At 46.5% G+C, this 16,033-nt stretch carries 15 protein-coding genes and 1 tRNA gene; 11 read left to right on the forward strand and 5 right to left on the reverse strand.

Annotated features, from left to right (window positions below; translation table 11 throughout):
- Positions 1-26 precede the first annotated feature (26 nt).
- Complete coding sequence (locus UM402_RS07295; protein ID WP_058579045.1) at positions 27-1,070, forward strand: DUF3080 domain-containing protein; 1,044 nt, start codon at positions 27-29, stop codon at positions 1,068-1,070.
- 98 nt (positions 1,071-1,168) lie between these two features.
- Positions 1,169-1,245, forward strand: a tRNA-Val gene (locus UM402_RS07300).
- A 9-nt stretch (positions 1,246-1,254) separates the two neighbouring features.
- On the opposite strand, the gene UM402_RS07305 is transcribed toward UM402_RS07300, so the two are convergent.
- Entirely contained in the window at positions 1,255-1,848 is a 594-nt protein-coding gene (locus UM402_RS07305) for a hypothetical protein (RefSeq protein ID WP_058579044.1), read from the reverse strand.
- 203 nt (positions 1,849-2,051) lie between these two features.
- On the opposite strand from UM402_RS07305, the gene UM402_RS07310 reads away from it, so the two are divergent.
- A complete protein-coding gene (locus tag UM402_RS07310) occupies positions 2,052-3,050 on the forward strand; it encodes an NADP-dependent oxidoreductase (protein ID WP_058579043.1) in 999 nt (332 codons plus the stop codon).
- Between the two features lie 95 nt (positions 3,051-3,145).
- Here the strand turns inward: UM402_RS07310 and UM402_RS07315 are convergent, their stop codons facing one another.
- Positions 3,146-3,586 carry a helix-turn-helix domain-containing protein gene (locus UM402_RS07315; RefSeq protein WP_058579042.1) on the reverse strand — a complete coding sequence of 147 codons (441 nt, stop codon included), beginning with the start codon at positions 3,584-3,586 and terminating at the stop codon, positions 3,146-3,148.
- Between the two features lie 396 nt (positions 3,587-3,982).
- Here UM402_RS07315 and UM402_RS07320 point away from each other — a divergent pair, with 396 nt between their 5' ends.
- Both UM402_RS07320 and UM402_RS07325 read left to right on the forward strand, forming a co-directional pair.
- Positions 3,983-4,213 (forward strand): ribbon-helix-helix domain-containing protein, encoded by a 231-nt coding sequence (locus tag UM402_RS07320; protein ID WP_058579041.1) that lies wholly within the window; start codon positions 3,983-3,985, stop codon positions 4,211-4,213.
- Between the two features lie 2 nt (positions 4,214-4,215).
- Complete coding sequence (locus UM402_RS07325) at positions 4,216-4,503, forward strand: type II toxin-antitoxin system RelE/ParE family toxin (RefSeq protein ID WP_273268645.1); 288 nt, start codon at positions 4,216-4,218, stop codon at positions 4,501-4,503.
- Between the two features lie 49 nt (positions 4,504-4,552).
- Here the strand turns inward: UM402_RS07325 and UM402_RS07330 are convergent, their stop codons facing one another.
- Positions 4,553-6,256, reverse strand: coding sequence for a class I SAM-dependent methyltransferase (locus UM402_RS07330; protein WP_058579040.1), 1,704 nt, complete (start codon positions 6,254-6,256; stop codon positions 4,553-4,555).
- A gap of 305 nt (positions 6,257-6,561) precedes the next feature.
- Between UM402_RS07330 and UM402_RS07335 the strand changes: the two genes are divergently transcribed.
- Positions 6,562-6,999 carry a hypothetical protein gene (locus UM402_RS07335; protein WP_058579039.1) on the forward strand — a complete coding sequence of 146 codons (438 nt, stop codon included), beginning with the start codon at positions 6,562-6,564 and terminating at the stop codon, positions 6,997-6,999.
- Positions 7,000-7,011: 12 nt separating this feature from the next.
- Positions 7,012-7,935, forward strand: a complete 924-nt coding sequence (locus UM402_RS07340; protein WP_058579038.1) for a metallophosphoesterase — start codon at positions 7,012-7,014, stop codon at positions 7,933-7,935.
- A gap of 1 nt (position 7,936) precedes the next feature.
- Here UM402_RS07340 and UM402_RS07345 read toward each other — a convergent pair whose 3' ends face one another.
- Entirely contained in the window at positions 7,937-8,953 is a 1,017-nt protein-coding gene (locus UM402_RS07345) for a helix-turn-helix transcriptional regulator (protein ID WP_058579037.1), read from the reverse strand.
- Positions 8,954-9,077: 124 nt separating this feature from the next.
- Here UM402_RS07345 and UM402_RS07350 point away from each other — a divergent pair, with 124 nt between their 5' ends.
- Positions 9,078-9,689: a DUF502 domain-containing protein gene (locus UM402_RS07350; protein ID WP_058579036.1), complete on the forward strand. Its 612-nt coding sequence runs from the start codon at positions 9,078-9,080 to the stop codon at positions 9,687-9,689.
- A 32-nt stretch (positions 9,690-9,721) separates the two neighbouring features.
- Here the strand turns inward: UM402_RS07350 and katG are convergent, their stop codons facing one another.
- The gene (gene katG, locus UM402_RS07355) at positions 9,722-11,977 is read right to left on the reverse strand and encodes a catalase/peroxidase HPI (protein WP_058579035.1); all 2,256 of its coding nucleotides are present in this window, start codon (positions 11,975-11,977) and stop codon (positions 9,722-9,724) included.
- A 245-nt stretch (positions 11,978-12,222) separates the two neighbouring features.
- On the opposite strand from katG, the gene UM402_RS07360 reads away from it, so the two are divergent.
- The 3 genes from UM402_RS07360 to UM402_RS07370 all read left to right on the forward strand — a co-directional run bounded on the left by UM402_RS07360 (position 12,223) and on the right by UM402_RS07370 (position 16,003).
- Positions 12,223-13,398, forward strand: coding sequence for a M14 family metallopeptidase (locus UM402_RS07360; RefSeq protein ID WP_273268661.1), 1,176 nt, complete (start codon positions 12,223-12,225; stop codon positions 13,396-13,398).
- A 101-nt stretch (positions 13,399-13,499) separates the two neighbouring features.
- Positions 13,500-14,108 (forward strand): outer membrane beta-barrel protein, encoded by a 609-nt coding sequence (locus UM402_RS07365; protein WP_058579033.1) that lies wholly within the window; start codon positions 13,500-13,502, stop codon positions 14,106-14,108.
- A gap of 200 nt (positions 14,109-14,308) precedes the next feature.
- Positions 14,309-16,003 (forward strand): BCCT family transporter, encoded by a 1,695-nt coding sequence (locus UM402_RS07370; protein WP_058579032.1) that lies wholly within the window; start codon positions 14,309-14,311, stop codon positions 16,001-16,003.
- The last annotated feature ends 30 nt before the right edge of the window (positions 16,004-16,033 follow it).

Consider the following 16,033-nt stretch of genomic DNA (forward strand, 5'->3'; position numbering starts at 1 on the left):
CACCCGTGTGACAAGGAACCGGAGAAATGACTCGAAGTGTACTTATTTTTAGGCCCGTTGGCTATGCACTCATTGCCTTTAGCGCACTGGGAATGGTCGCTTGCTCAGACAATCCCGGGTTAACCGAGTACGCGGACAAACTGCACAGCGACGTGCATGACACACTCGAGTTACCGGCCCGCTCCATCACTCCAGAGAAGCCAGTGCTGCAGTATCCTGCAAAAAGTGAGTTAAAGCGTGACGTTGAGCGCACCAGCCTCGGCTTTATGGACAGTATGCGTCTGAATCATTGTCGGCTGGGTCAGGAAATTGCCGAAAACAACAGCTCGCTAGGTAAGTTAAAAGACGGCTTCAGCAAATACCATGCTGATTTAGCCATGGTAGAAGCGCTGGAAGACTGCATTGAACACCCTGAGTCCGCTAACGTAAAAGCGCAACTAGAAGAAGCATTAGCGCACAAAAAGTCGCAATTAAGCGCTAGCTTGGCCAATGCCTTTGCCTACGAAGAAGGCCTCCGTAAAGCACTGTCTATTGGCAACAATCCACTGCCACAAATTCATGTCACCGAATACAACTATGCCGTTAACGCGCTAGAGCGTTTCACCCGAATTTTAGAACGCTGGAATTACACAAAAGAACCGGATGACCCGTCAGAAATGATAAAAATGCTGGGACGACTTGAGCGCAGTAACTATTTACCCGACTTATTCAGAACCATGTTGGACTACGCACACAAACTAGAGGCCATGCGTGACCAGTTACCGGAAATTTCGGAAGCCCTGCACTGTCCTAATGGCAGTGTCCCCAAAAAAGCAGAACAGCTGAGAGACTCGTTTAACAACATATACATTAAAGAAATGCAGGGCGACATTGCAGAAGTTATTGAGCAGCATCAGCGCCTGTTAATGACACTGGAAAACCTTCAGGGAATAGCGCCACAGCCAGCGCTGAAGGACTATATTGCAGAGCTCGGTAAGCTCAGCAAAGTGTTGACCGATGCCACCGTTCACTTTGTTCGGCCCTGGCAGCGTTTTTACAGCGCGTGCAACTTCACACCAGCGCCTGACTAGAAATTCGACAAACAGTCACTTTTTGCAAAAAATGACTTGCACGAGCGGCCGCAAATAACTAATATACCGCCCGTCTTCACGACATACCTCAAAAATGTGCGTCCGTAGCTCAGTTGGTTAGAGCGCTGCCTTGACATGGCAGAGGTCGGTTGTTCGAGTCAACTCGGACGCACCACTTTTCAAGTTAAGCGTAAGTTGCCGCAACACTTTTCAGTTCATTAATGAGTTGAGCTTTTGGGTTCACCAAAACATCATCGTTTATTTTAAGCACTACCGCTTTTAAAACATCGGTATTGCTCGTTAAATGCGCACGCACTCTAATAGTCTTTAGCTCGTCCAAAACCAGCCGCCCTTTTAGAGATATGCGCTTTTGGGCTTTGCCTTCTGCAAGATCGCTGTCCAGGTATTTAAGCAAACTGTCAGCCGTTTTTTCATTCTCATAAATTGTGTGAATAAAATACTTAATAAGTGCCGCTGAAAAGTCTGTACTCGCCCCAAGAGAGCTACTCGCCAAATTCAGTATATCTACCATATGAGCAGGAACTCGACTCTCAATAGGTTTCTTCCTTGCGTCTAACTGTTTTTTTATTGCAGGCACCGATTGTTGGGGTATTACCGCAACCCGGTCACACTTGTCACACACACCAACCAAAACATTTTTAACTAAGCCATGGCCGTCACTAAAAGGAACATCACGCAAACCGAATGTTGCTGTTTCTGGCGACTGGCAAGATTCACACATGACTTTCTGAGTGTCACCAACTTTAAAAATTCTCATGTCTTCATCAACCCAATAGTTGTTACCTTTGTTTATTACCGACCTCGATAGTACGATAGAATTCGTACAACGTATAATTTTTTTATTACATTACTTTCCTAACCAGCACTCAATAAATTCAAACACCTGTTTATTTTCCTTTTACGTATACAAACCACAGCGTTATGCTAACGGCACACAATAAAGACGTAACAAGGAACAATATGACAACTTACAAAGCGATTAACTTGGTTAAGCGCCCGAATCCGGGGCCGGTCAATGCGGATATTTTTGAGGTGGTTGAAAAAGAGCTACCAACAGTTAACGACGGTCAGTTTTTAATTAAGCAAACTCACATGTCATTAGACCCGGCCATGTTTGGCTGGATGAGCCCTGACACCGAAAGTTATATTCCGCCGGTGGAGCTAAATACCGTGATGCGCAGCTCCGGTGTTGGCGAAGTGGTGGAAAGCAAGCATCCGGATTTTGCCAAAGGCGACCGTGTAATGGGCATGATGGGCTGGCAACAATACGCGCTAAGCGATGGTCAGGGTATTAATAAAGTCCAAGCTGACGTGCCCGACGAGATGGTATTGTCAGTGTTTGCCCTGCCCGGCCTAACCGCCACCCAAGGTTTATTCAACGTCGGCAAGCCCAAGTCAGGCGAAACTCTGGTGGTTACAGGAGCCGCTGGCTCAGTTGGCTCTATCGTTGGGCAATTAGCTAAAGCCGATGGCTTGCGGGTAATTGGCGTGGTCGGCAGCGACGAAAAAGCCGAATGGATAACCAACGAATTAGGTTTTGACGGCGCTATAAACTACAAAACTGACGACTTAGACGTCAAGCTGAAAGAGCTAACGCCTGACGGCGTTGATTTGTACTTTGAGAACACCGGCGGCCCTATTCAGCATCATGTAATGCAGCACATGAATGCCCACGGCCGTATTGTGGTCTGCGGCATGATAGCCGACTACGACAAAGCTGAACCAGCGCCCGGCCCAAGTTGGATTCCTATAATTAAAAAGCGTTTAAGCATTCAGGGCTTCACCATGCCGGATCACTTCCACGAAGTACCTAGCCTGCTGGAAAAACTCACCCCGTATGTCATGAGCGGCAAAATCAAATACCGTGCGCACACGCTGGAAGGCCTGGAGTCCGCTATTGACGGACTTAACCTGTTCTTTAGTGGTGATAATAAAGGGAAGTTGTTGGTTAAGCTGTAGCCATTACCACAACGAAGTGCGCATTCGTTTCAGAAATAGTGTGACGGATGCGCATACTCTATTACGACTGCATGTTCCTCTTTGGAAAAAAGCATCTAGCCTACCCTCTCCCAATGATTATGTATTTCTTGCAGCAATATTTTTTCTTCTGCCTGCCGGGCTTCCACATCAACTAATAAGTCTAAAAAATAGCTAACGGGGTTGTTCTTATATCGACTCTCAGCATACAAAGAGCGCAGAGCTGCATCTGTTGTTCTAGGAATAACCGATTGTCCTTTTTCATATCGTGCAATAGTCTGCTCGCTTACGCCAAACCGTTTCCCAAGTACTTTTTGTGAGAGATTAAGCTCTACTCGTAAAAATTTAAACTCGCTTTTAGACAGTGACTTTTTATTAGCAATAATGCTTTCAGCTATCGCTTGGTGTAAGCCGTCAATATCCTCAATGCTTGTGCATTCTTCGCCACCGATAATCGCAGCAGTGTAACCATTTTTGAGATAAACATTCGGCAGTCCGCTTTCAGTGTAATGATACATATAACCCCCTAATGAATCCAAACAGTAACAAGAACTGACAGTGGTGATTTATCTTACCCGCCGAAAACTATCAAAATGATAGGTGTCATTTTGATACCCTCCCTGTGCGTTGTCAAATTGTTTCAGAACCAAGAAGAGAAGGATAATTGATGGAGTAGCTTCTGGTTTCAATTTACGACACGTCGCACAGCAAAGTTAGTCCATATCGGAAATAAAAAGGCCTGGAGTCCACCATCGACGGACTTAACCTGTTCTTTAGCGGTGATAATAAAGGGAAGTTGTTGGTTAAGCTGTAGCTAGTATTAAAGGTCCTATGCGCATATAGTTTGAGCAATAGTGACATGTGAGCAATATTGGTGTAAATTTGCATCAATATTGCTCACGCAGGTAAAAATCATGAGTAGACAAAGTATTACATTAACCGACAAAAATGATGCTTGGTTGCGCTACCAGGTAGAGGAAACCGGCGAATACAACACGAAAAGCGAGCTGATTAATGACTTAGTGCGCAGGGCTCGACGCGTTGAGGAAATCAACAAAAAGCTTGAGGCCTCTGAAAACAGTGGGCTCGTTGAGCAGTCACCTGAAGACATGCTTAAAGAATTCAAGTACCGAATAAAACGATAACCTTGAGTTCTTACAAGCTTACAGCCAATGCCAAAGAGGATCTTTACCGTATTTATGAGTACGGTGTTACAACTTTTGGTGAACAGCAGGCAGATACTTATTTTGCTAGATTAACAGATGCATTCGCGAACATTGCATACAATCCTTTGCTCTACCCTGCTGTTGATCACATCCGACCTGGCTATCGTCGTTGTCCGTGCGGTAGTGACAGTATTTATTATCGAATAAAAGCAACGCATGTTGAGATAGTCGCAATAATTAAAGGTCAAAATGTTGAAATTTGGCTTTAGCCCGTCCCCGAATCAAAACTTGAACAAGATAACGCTTTCAAAAATGCAACTACCCCCACTCCGCCAACTGCTGAATATCTTTTATACGGTCGCGCTGCAGAGCAAATGCCTCAAACACATCGCTAAAACTTCGGTTATTATGGCTTAGGTTCGGCAGTGCCAAATTAGCTTGCGTAAAGAATTCATTGTGGTTGTCGCTCCAGCCTTGTTGCCACCAATGCAGTATCAGTTGGCGCGAGGATATGAGCTTGCCGCTGCTTGGCAGGCGGTCAGATTTATTGGCGTTTACGGCACTGCGGGTGGGTAATAAATTCCATAAATCGTTATTGGGCCATCGGGCAAACGGAAATGCGTGATCAACGGCATAATCGCTGTTTTTTATTTGTTTTCCAGACCAACAGCAAGCAACCCCGTCGTTTGCGAGTAGTTCATTAACCCGACTGCGAACACGGTTGGTGCTGCGGGTATCGTCTTTCCAGTCCAATGCATCTAAATAATCGGTGCGGTTAAATTGTTGCCGGTTGACGTCATAACTGTGCATCAACGCCGCCCACTCGTTCACCAGCGCCGGCTCTATCCATACACTAAAACGGTTTAACGAATCCCAGATGTGTTTGGGCACATAAAAGGTCCCGAGCGAGGCTAAAAACGGCAGATCCAGGGTCAGGCCGTTTGTTGGCTTGTTGGTACGATTCAATTCAACCTCAAACACGGCAGTATTGCTACCGGGCAAGGTAGTGTAAGTGGCCGGGTTCTTTTTAATGGTCGCGGCAATGTCCTTGAGTGTCTGATACAAAGATTGTGCGCTTTCTGCCCTTGTGTAATGCGCACCAATGTAGAAATCTGCGGAGCTTTTATCGTGTAACTGACCCCAACCGTGTTGTTGAACAAAGCCCAGACCGGCAGCTGAATTGCTATTTTGTTGCATACCAAAATGATCAACTAATGGCTTATACAGTTTTAACCAATAAAGTGCCACCAGACCCATCGGTAGTGCGACGTGATCCTCGGTTTGGTCCAATACCGCGCCGGGATGCCCTTCGGCGATGCGCAGTAAGCTTCTTAGAAGCGCTATTTTGTAAGTAGAGGTCTTTTTGTCATTAACCACGATGTTGCGCAGCAGCGGAAAGGCGCCGGTGCCGTCATCGGGTAAGGTCAGCAGTACGGTTTGCCAGCTGACATCGCCACGGCCAAGCTTGTCGCTTTGTTGTTCGGGTGTCAGTAACTGATAGGTTAAACCAAAACGACTGGCTAATTGCGCCAGTTCGTCGGCGGAAACCTCGTACATGGTGCGATCGTCATGGCAGGCACCGTGACGCAGCGAAATCACCAATTTCCCGTTGGGTTTTAACAGTGAGCTTAACTTACGCAGGCTGCGCTCGCGTTGTGACGACGGAATGTGCATCCAAACGGCGCTGAGCAAAATGAGGTCAAACTTGGTTTGCAGTGCAAATACCTGGCTGAGATCGGGCAGGCTGTCGTTAAGCCAGTGCACCGGTTTGCCGACCGTGTAGCTTTGCGCGACTTCACGAATACCCTCGGCAGGCTCTACTGCTACCACATTTAAGCCTTTAGCGGCCATAAACCGCGCATCACGCCCCGAACCGGCACCGACATCCAGCACCATGCCCTCTTTTGGCAACTCGTTCAGCCAATCTTTATGCACCGACTCGACGGGTACGCTGTTGTAGTTGTCCGCTAGGGTTTCGGCGTTTTTGGAGTAGTAGGTGATATTTTTATTGTGGTATTTCATGTTCCATAATGTGCTTGGTTTTTGCAAAGCTGTAAAGGGGACTGAGCCGTTTTAAATCCAACTGAGCCTCATTACAGCCCTAGCTTATTAATCACACCTAATATAACTCTAAAAACCATTTATCAAGCAGCCTCCCTGCCCACTCACCTCCCTTGTGATGTCCATGCTTTAAGAAGTTAAACCATTACTGCGACAATATGAGTCGCATCCAAAATCCGCCCTCTTTTACAGTGCGACGCGCTATGTCGCACCTAAGCTTTATTATTTTCCTGTGTTAAGCAATTTAGGACGCAACGCAAGCGATAATGACAAACTCTCCAACTTTTTCAGAAACTATTACTGTTGGCTCTTTCGAGTACAGGTTGTGCTACAACGGACGTGATTTCGAGCTAGCTTACGTCAATAAACCTATTGGTAACCGTCGACGGGTAAACTCGTCGCTAGTGTTTTACGGAGACGATGACGACCTGCTAGTTGACGATTTACACCTAACCACTAACGTGTTTGCGCTTACCGTTAACATTATGCCTGTTATGGCGAGGCGCATGGCAGAAAAGCAACCACCCAAGTTTACGTTAATTGCAAATACGAGCCGTAAAGCGAAGCCGTATCAGCGTTTTGCCAAGCGCTTGCATCGGCATCTTAACCATCTGTACGATATCGAGTTTACACCCAACGGCGCTATTTTTTATTACGATAAAAAACCGAAGCACCAGCGCAATAATTTACCGTTACCGAAATAAATAAGGACATAAATGTACGACATTATTGGAGACATTCACGGACACGCTGACAAGCTTGAAGCGTTACTCAGCAATATGGGTTATGAGGAAGTGAATGGTGTGTACCAACACCCGGAACGCACGTTAATTTCGGTAGGCGACTTAGTCGACCGTGGACCACAGCAACGGCGCTCTGTCGATACTATCCGCCGCATGGTTGAGCATGGTAAGGCGCTTTGCATTATGGGTAACCACGAGTTTAATGCGGTGGCCTGGGCTACTGAGGACCACAAAGGCAACTACCTGCGCGAGCACTCTCAGAAAAACTTCGAGCAGCACGGGGCCTTTTTAAAAGAAGCTGAACAAGACCCTACCTGGTACGCTAACACCATCGCTTGGTTTAAAACCTTGCCCATGTATTTAGACTTACCCAATTTACGTGTGGTGCATGCCTGCTGGCATCGGCCGTCGCTAGAGGTATTAGCGAATTATGCGACCAACGGTGTATTGCACGAAAACGCTTGGGTGCTCGCTAACACCAAGCATCATGAACTGTTCAATGCCATCGAGGTGCTATGCAAAGGTTGGGAAGTCACACTACCGGAAGGCTACTCGTTTTTAGATAAAAGCGGGCACCCGCGCACTGAAATTCGCACTCGCTGGTGGCGCGAGGCGCATCCGCATTATCGCGAACTGGCCATTGGTGTAGACGACATTAACAACCTGCCCGACGCTGAAATCCCCGGGGCTGCCATGCCCGGTTACGACAACAAAAAGCCGCTGTTTATTGGCCATTACTGGATGCAAGGCAAACCCTGCGTACAAACCGACCACATTGCCTGCGTTGACTGGTCGGCGGGCAAAGACGGCCCTATGGTCGGCTACCGGCTAAACGGACAGCCGTTGAAGAACGCTCAGTTTTTTACGTCAGAAAGCGTTGAAGCAATGTCTTTCTGACTTATTCACGACTATAAGCTGAGAGAGTTTCTTTAAGCTCTTCAACAACACTGTCACGCAATGCTTTGGGCTCCAGAACTTGTATTTGAGCCCCCATAGACTTCACCCACCAGTGCAGTTGCCATGAGTCGATAACGGTTGCCGTCAGTATATTAGTTTCGCCGTCGGCCGTTATTTGCTGGTCGTCACTAAGCGGTGTTTCCGTTAAGTGCATGGCTAAATTGTCGTTAATGCGGGCTTTTAGTTTTAGCGTGTTGCCGTCAGAAAACTGCAACGCACCCTTCTCTAAATAGCGTTTTAAGGTGAAGTTTTCAGGCGTCTTGGCGTGTTTATCTTCCCGAGGTACGGCCTCACGAATGCGATGCAAGGCAAACAATAACGGGTCGTCGTAAGGGTCAACACAGGCCACTAAATAGGTGCTGACGCCACGTTGAACTATAGCCAGCGGGTGTAAAGTGTAGTCTTTTACTGTGTCGGGCTGTGAACCGGGCTGATAACTCACATCGACACACTGGTTATGCAGCAATGCCAGTTGTACGTTATTTAACACGTCGTCGTTAATTGCCGGTGCTTGTTGCTGCAATGTTGCCGGAACATAGGCCACTTTGCTTTGCCAGCTGCCAAGCGACGCGCCCTGATGCAGTTTGGTCAGTTTGTCTTTCGCCTGGTTTAATCGCGGCGCAATAGACTTAAGCACGGTATTGGGCACTAGTGGCTTCAAAACTTTCTCAACCATGGTCAGCGACAGCGCTTCAGCGGCTGAAATTGCCGGCATATCGGCACCAGCCCCTTCCATCCAGTGCCAGCCGTAGGGTTTACCTTTGTCGTTGCATTCCAGTGCGAATGACTGCGACAGCTGGTCTAAGTCGCGTTCAACCTGCCGCTTAGACACTTCAAAGCCTTCGTCGTTAAGCTGCTGACAAATGTCTTTGGCTGTTATTCCCGGTGGTCTTGTCGGCAGCAGCTTCAGTAACTCCCACTGCCGTACCAATGTTTGACGTGACCCCTGTGAAGACATGGCAAGCTCCTTTTGCAATTAGCTTATATATTTTTACTCTCTTACATTAACAAACCGTAAAGAATTTCACGAACCCTAAAAAACCGCTAAGCTTGTATCAAAACTCGAACTAAAAAGCAGACTTATGAAAAAAATACTGAATTACTTCTTGAAAGGCTTGGCGATTTTACTGCCGATAGTTATTACCGTTTATCTCATTCGTTGGTTACTGGTAACTATTGAGCAATCGCTAAAGCCTGTTTGGATGGCACTAGGCGGAGATGCTTATTATTTTCCTGGCCTTGCCTTTATTAGCTTCCTTATCCTTGCCCTGCTCGTTGGCTTTAGTTCACGTTGGAGCCTGTTCAATTCTATTTGGCAATTGCCGGGCAAACTCATCAACAAAATGCCGCTGCTACGCAGCTTATATGGCACGGTAAATGACGTATTTGAAATGATGTCAGGTAAAGACTTTGCCGATGAGTCCGTCGTGATGGTAACGCTGCCGAATAGTAATACGAAGCTTATAGGCATTGTAACCAAAAAGCCTGGCGCCAGTGATGACAAGTTATCGGAAATTCTCGAAGACGAGCAAGTCGCGGTTTTTTTACCGATGAGTTATAACGTTGGTGGCTACATGATCATGGTGCCGAAGGACTGCGTTGAATCGCTCGACATGAAGCCGGCAGAAGCCTTACAACTGACTATTAGCGCTGGTATTGGCAAGAACCATAAAAAAAGCGGCGCTAACTCATAGCGCCGCTTTTTATTTCACCAATTTAACCTTACTTATTGCAGGTCAAAGCGGTCCAACTGCATCACTTTTGTCCATGCTAGAACAAAGTCGTTGACGAACTTCTCGTTAGCGTCGCTCATTGCGTACACTTCAGAGACTGCGCGCAGTTCAGAGTTTGAACCAAAGATAAGATCAACCGGGCTTGCTGTAAATTTCAGTTTGCCCGCTTCGCGATCATAACCTTCATACACCGCTTCATTGTCTTCTGAATTCTTCCACTCGTTATCCATAGTTAGCAGATTAACAAAGAAGTCATTATTCAACGTACCGGGTTGGTCAGTTAATACGCCGTGCTCAGAGCCGTCGTAATTCGCTCCAATAGTGCGTAAGCCGCCAATCAGGACTGTCATTTCAGGAACCGTCAGAGTTAATTGGTCGGCTTTATCAACCATCATCTGAGCTGGTGATAAGCGGTTGTCTTCACCAAAGTAGTTACGGAATGCATCCGCTTTTGGCTCTAAGAAAGAGAACGAATTGACATCGGTCATTTCCTGAGTGGCATCAGTACGACCCGGCTCGAATGGAACTGTCACATCGTAGCCCGCGTCTGAAGCGGCTTTCTCAATAGCTGCCGCACCACCTAGCACAATAACGTCAGCCAGTGACACGTACTTGTCGCCTGACAGATCATCATTAAAGTCTTCGTGTACTTCTTTCAATGTTGCCAGAACATCTTTCAGCTCTTCCGGGTTGTTCGCTTCCCAGTTAATTTGCGGCTCTAACGCAATGCGTGCGCCATTTGCACCGCCACGCATATCTGTGCCACGGAAGCTTGAAGCCGACGCCCAGGCTGTGCGAACTAATTGCTGAACCGTCAAACCTGAATCCAATAATGCTTCTTTCAACTCAGCTACATCGTTTGAGTCAATAAGCTCGAAGTCAACATCTGGAATAGGATCCTGCCAAATCAGATCTTCTGTTGGTGCCATGTCACCTAAGTAACGCTGGTTAGGTCCCATGTCACGGTGAGTCAGCTTAAACCAGGCTTTCGCAAAGGCTTTTTCAAACTCTTCCGGATTTTCATGGAAGCGTTTCGCAATTTTGCGATACTCAGGGTCAAACTTCAGTGACAAGTCAGTGGTAAACATAATTGGCGCATGACGTTTACCTTCTACGTGCGCATCCGGCACTAAGTTAGACGCCTGACCATCAACAGGAATCCACTGAATAGCTCCCGCCGGGCTCTTAGTTTGTTCCCATTCAAAGCCGAACAGGTTATCCAGGTACTGGGTCGTCCAAGCAGTTGGGTTAACCGACCACGCACCTTCTAAACCACTGGTAATAGTGTCTTCAGCATTACCTTTACCACACTTGTTTTTCCAACCAAGACCTTGCTGTTCAACAGGAGCAGCCGCAGGCTCTGCTTCTAAACACTCTTCCGGCTTGTGCGCACCGTGTGCTTTACCAAAGGTATGGCCACCGGCAATAAGTGCCACGGTTTCTTCGTCATTCATAGCCATACGGCCGAAGGTATCGCGAATGTCTTTTGCTGCTAATAACGGATCAGGTTTACCGTTAGGACCTTCCGGGTTTACGTAAATGAGCCCCATCTGTACTGCTGCTAATGGGTTTTCCAGCTTACGATCACCTTTGTAGCGTTTGTCGCCGCCAAGCCACTCAGTCTCTGGCCCCCAGTAGACAATATCCGGCTCCCAGGCGTCTTCCCGACCACCAGCATAGCCATAGGTTTCAAAACCCATCGACTCTAAAGCGACGTTTCCTGTTAACACCATTAAGTCAGCCCATGACAAGCTGCGACCGTATTTTTGTTTCACTGGCCATAATAAACGGCGCGCTTTGTCTAAGCTGACATTGTCCGGCCAGCTGTTTAGAGGTTCAAACCGCTGTTGAGCGCCAGCTGCACCACCACGACCATCTTGCACGCGATAAGTACCAGCACCGTGCCAAGCCATACGAATAAAGAAAGGACCGTAATGTCCATAATCAGCTGGCCACCAGTCCTGGTCAGACGTCATTAATTCTTCAATGTCTTTTTTAACCTGCTCAAGGTCAAGTTTGCTAAAGGCTTCAGCATAGTCGAAGTTATCACCGTAGGGGTCTGATTCAGGACTATGCTGGCGCAGAGGCTCAAGGTTTAACTTGTTTGGCCACCAAAATTCATTGGGCTTAGGTTCTGGCTTGTTCACGTCGTAAGACATATTGTCCTGTGCACTAGCAATGCCAGAAGCTACCGACAACGATACCGCAATTGATACCGCAGAAAGTATAGGAAGTGTTTTCTTAAACATGGTTTATTACCTTTTTGTTAAACACCAGTTTGGGCGCAAATAATAATAGACCAAACCAGCAATTTCGGTAGGCTCAAATAGATTCGAAAAATAGATTGGGGTAATCGGGAGGTTCTTATTTACTCGGGATGCCTTATCAATTGTTAAGAAAAAATAAATATGGAGGTAAAAGTATCAGGCTGCGTATATATCTATAGATATGGGTGACTAAGAAGTGAGGAACCGCGTATCTACTTGAGGACTAAATGCTCTCTTTAGCCAGCGTTGCGTTATTTAGCCAGTTAACGCTTCAGCAGCCTCAGGAGGACAAACCTAGGAATCCTGACGGCTGCTCATTCGAGCAAGTCAAGTTTACGACTGACTTTGCTGCGGGACGTTTACATCATTGTGAGCGAGAGCAGGAAGGTCAATTTAAGCTCTATTTAAAGCCAGAAAAAGAAGATATAAACCCTAGCCCCTGGTACGCATTTGCCGTTGAAAACCTGGCGAATGAGAGTAAGACCTTTACGATTACTTTGTTTGCTGACAAAGGTATTTCAAGGTACAAGCCCAAACGCAGCAGTATCGGCGAAGATATGTGGCACCCGGTCCCTTTCTCAGAAGGCGATGGTTGGTTAAAGTTTAAAGTCACCCTACCGGCCCAAGAAAAAGAAATTATCGCCGGACAGGAAATTATCGATAACGTCCATTATATAGAATGGCTAAGTAGCTTAATTAAAGAGCCTGAGCACTCCAAAGTTATTTCTCTCGGGGTCTCCAGTGAAGGAAGAAACTTGGCTGCATTAGAGCATACAGTTCCTTCAAGCGATAAATGGCTGATACTTATTGGCCGTCAACATCCACCGGAAGTGACTGGCGCAATTGCCCTTCTCCACTTTGGAGAAATACTATTTAGCGATGAAAAATACGTTTCTGAGTTTCGCAAGCAATACAATATTTTACTGGTTCCAAATATGAACCCAGACGGGGTTTATCACGGCAATTGGCGCTTAACAGCCGCCGGTGTCGATATGAACAGGGACTGGAAAAACCAAACGCTGCCGGAAACCCAGGCACTGGCTAAATACTTAACAAAATTAACTAAAGGTGGCGGTAAAATTGAGTTCGCCATTGATTTTCACTCAACGCACCGAAATGTTTTTTATACGATGCCTAAAGGCTATGAACCTAGTTCTGGAGTGCCTTTAAGAAACCCTCAACGAGTTTATAACTGGATTGAAGAAATCGCTGAAATGGTCGACTCCGTTGAACTTGACTATCAGCCTGGTGCACACCCTGACAGCGGTGTTTTTAAGCAGTTCATCACTGATAAGTTCGCAGCTCATGCAGTCACTTACGAAGTCAGTGACAGCGAAGAGCGTGACAATATTAAACGCGTTGCTGAAGCCGCCTTAATTTCCTTAATTAACCGCTTAGATTAAAGGTTTCGTAAAAGCGGTTGAAGCTTTTTTCGACCCACCCTAACTTTAGTCATAACAACGGAAAAGCACTATGTTTAGCAACTAACCAATAAGGAAGTATCATGAAAAAGACAATCATTGCACTCGCTTTAATTGGGACTTCAACAGGCGCTTTAGCGGACTCTCCCAACTGGGACAAAATTCAGGCAACTTATATCGAAACCGATATCGAAACACCGCTTGATGAAGATATTTCAATGGATGGTTACGCGGTATCTGGTTCCCTGTCGCTTAGTGACTCCGTTTTTGTTCTGGCAAACTTTGACTCAGTGGGTGACGAGTCAGACTTTGGTGATGTCGATTTAGACTCACTCAATGCCGGTCTAGGCTTTAACCATGGCATTACCGACTCTACGGACATTTTCGCTACCGTCACCTACGAAAAACTGGAGCTTGTTGGCTCTATTGATGCCATAGGCTCAGAGTCTTTTGACGAATCGGGCTACGGGGCCGGTCTGGGTATCCGCTCTATGATTACCGACTTCTTCGAGTTATCTGTCAAAGCTGACTATCTGGATATTGACGATGAAAACGCCATTCGTTATGACGCTTCAGCGTTTTTCCATCTGACCACTAACTTATCGCTGGGTGTTGGGTATAAACTGTATGATCTAGATGAAATTGATCAGGATATCGATACTATAGGTGCGAGCGTTCGTTATAGCTTCTAACCCCCTATAAGCTGGCGGATAAAGGATTATCCGTTAGCTTCCCCCAGCCTTCCTCTACTCTAATTTGAAAAACAATTCTAATTTTCTACCGATCTAACTTTAAGAAATCTCCGTAGCTTCCTATACTCTACACGTGAATTTAAAATTAGCTTTAAATTCAAATGCGTATCAGCGCCTATTTTTAATAAAGGGGAAGCTAAATGACCAAAAAAGAAGAAGAGGTACTGCGCGGCGACAAGGATTTAGAACGCGAACGCCAAGCAGATGATCCCATGATTCCCGATGGTGAAGTTAACCCCATCAATACAGACTATCAGGTAGGACAAGACAACGTTGTCATGAAAATAGGTCCATTTGGACTCGATTTTCATAACCGCGTTTTTGCTATTTCGGGCTTAGCCATTGTGGCTTTCGTATTCATTACGTTAGCTTTTCAAAATCAGGCTGGCCCAATATTTACGAATACCAAAGATTGGTTAACGGCTAACTTAGATTGGTTCTTTATCAGCGCCGCTAACATCTTTGTTATTTTGTGTCTGGTATTGGTGGTTTCACCGCTAGGCAAAGTTCGGATAGGGGGCACAGAAGCCAAACCTGACTTTTCCTATCTCGGCTGGTTTTCAATGCTGTTCGCAGCGGGCATGGGTATTGGCCTTATGTTCTATGGCGTTTCAGAGCCCATAACTCACTTCAGTACAGCCTTAGGAGGCACTGAAACCGGATCTAACGGGCTTCGTACCGATTGGGCTCCACTTGGTGGCGCAGAGGGTGACGAGGCGAAAGCGGTTGCTTTAGGTATGGCTGCAACAATATTCCACTGGGCACTGCACCCGTGGGCTATTTACGCGGTTCTGGCTTTAGGTCTTGCTATTTTTTCTTTCAACAAAGGTTTACCTTTAACCATTCGCTCTATTTTCTACCCTATTCTGGGTGAGCGAGTTTGGGGCTGGCCAGGCCACATCATCGATATTGTTGCTATTTTGGCAACTCTGTTCGGCTTAGCTACATCGTTAGGTTTAGGCGCGTCGCAGGCAGCCTCAGGCTTTAACTTCCTGTTTGGCTGGGACGAAGGTAATACAACACAGGTATTGTTGGTCATTGGTATCACTGCCGTTGCTTTAGTGTCAGTACTCGCCGGTCTCGAGTCAGGTGTACAACGCTTATCTCAAATCAACATGACATTGGCAGCACTATTAATGCTGTTCGTTATCATTGTTGGGCCTACTGTCGCAATTCTGACAGGCTTCGTTGACAACCTTTACAATTACATTGTGAACTTACCTGCTCTGTCTAATCCAGTTGGACGAGAAGACTTAAACTATTCACAAGGCTGGACGTCATTTTACTGGGCTTGGTGGATAGCGTGGTCACCGTTTGTCGGTATGTTCATTGCCCGCGTTTCGCGTGGTCGCACAGTACGTGAGTTCTTGGTTTCAGTATTGCTGATTCCTTCACTCGCCTGTGTATTCTGGATGAGCGTTTTCGGCACAGCCGCTATTGAGCAGTTCCTGGCTGGCGCAGAAGAAGTTGCTAACGTCGACCTGTCATTGCAGCTATTTGTGATGTTAGAAGGTTTACCTTGGACAGGCATTACCTCATTCATCGGTATTATACTAGTTATGGTGTTCTTCATTACATCGTCTGACTCTGGTTCGTTGGTTATTGATACCATCAGTGCAGGCGGTAAAGTCGAAGCACCTGTACCACAACGTGTATTCTGGTGTACCTTTGAGGGGCTCGTTGCAATTGCCTTGATACTTGGCGGCGGCTTAGTGGCTCTGCAAGCCATGGCAGTATCAGCAGGCCTACCGTTTACTATTGTGCTTTTAGCAGCATCCGTGGCTTTAGTCCAAGGCTTGCGCTCTGAGCCAAGAGTTGGTAAAACCACAAAATAACCGACCACGAGCGACACCTCTGGGTGTCGC

The organism is Idiomarina sp. OXR-189, assembly GCF_034373425.1.
GTDB lineage: Bacteria > Pseudomonadota > Gammaproteobacteria > Enterobacterales > Alteromonadaceae > Idiomarina > Idiomarina zobellii.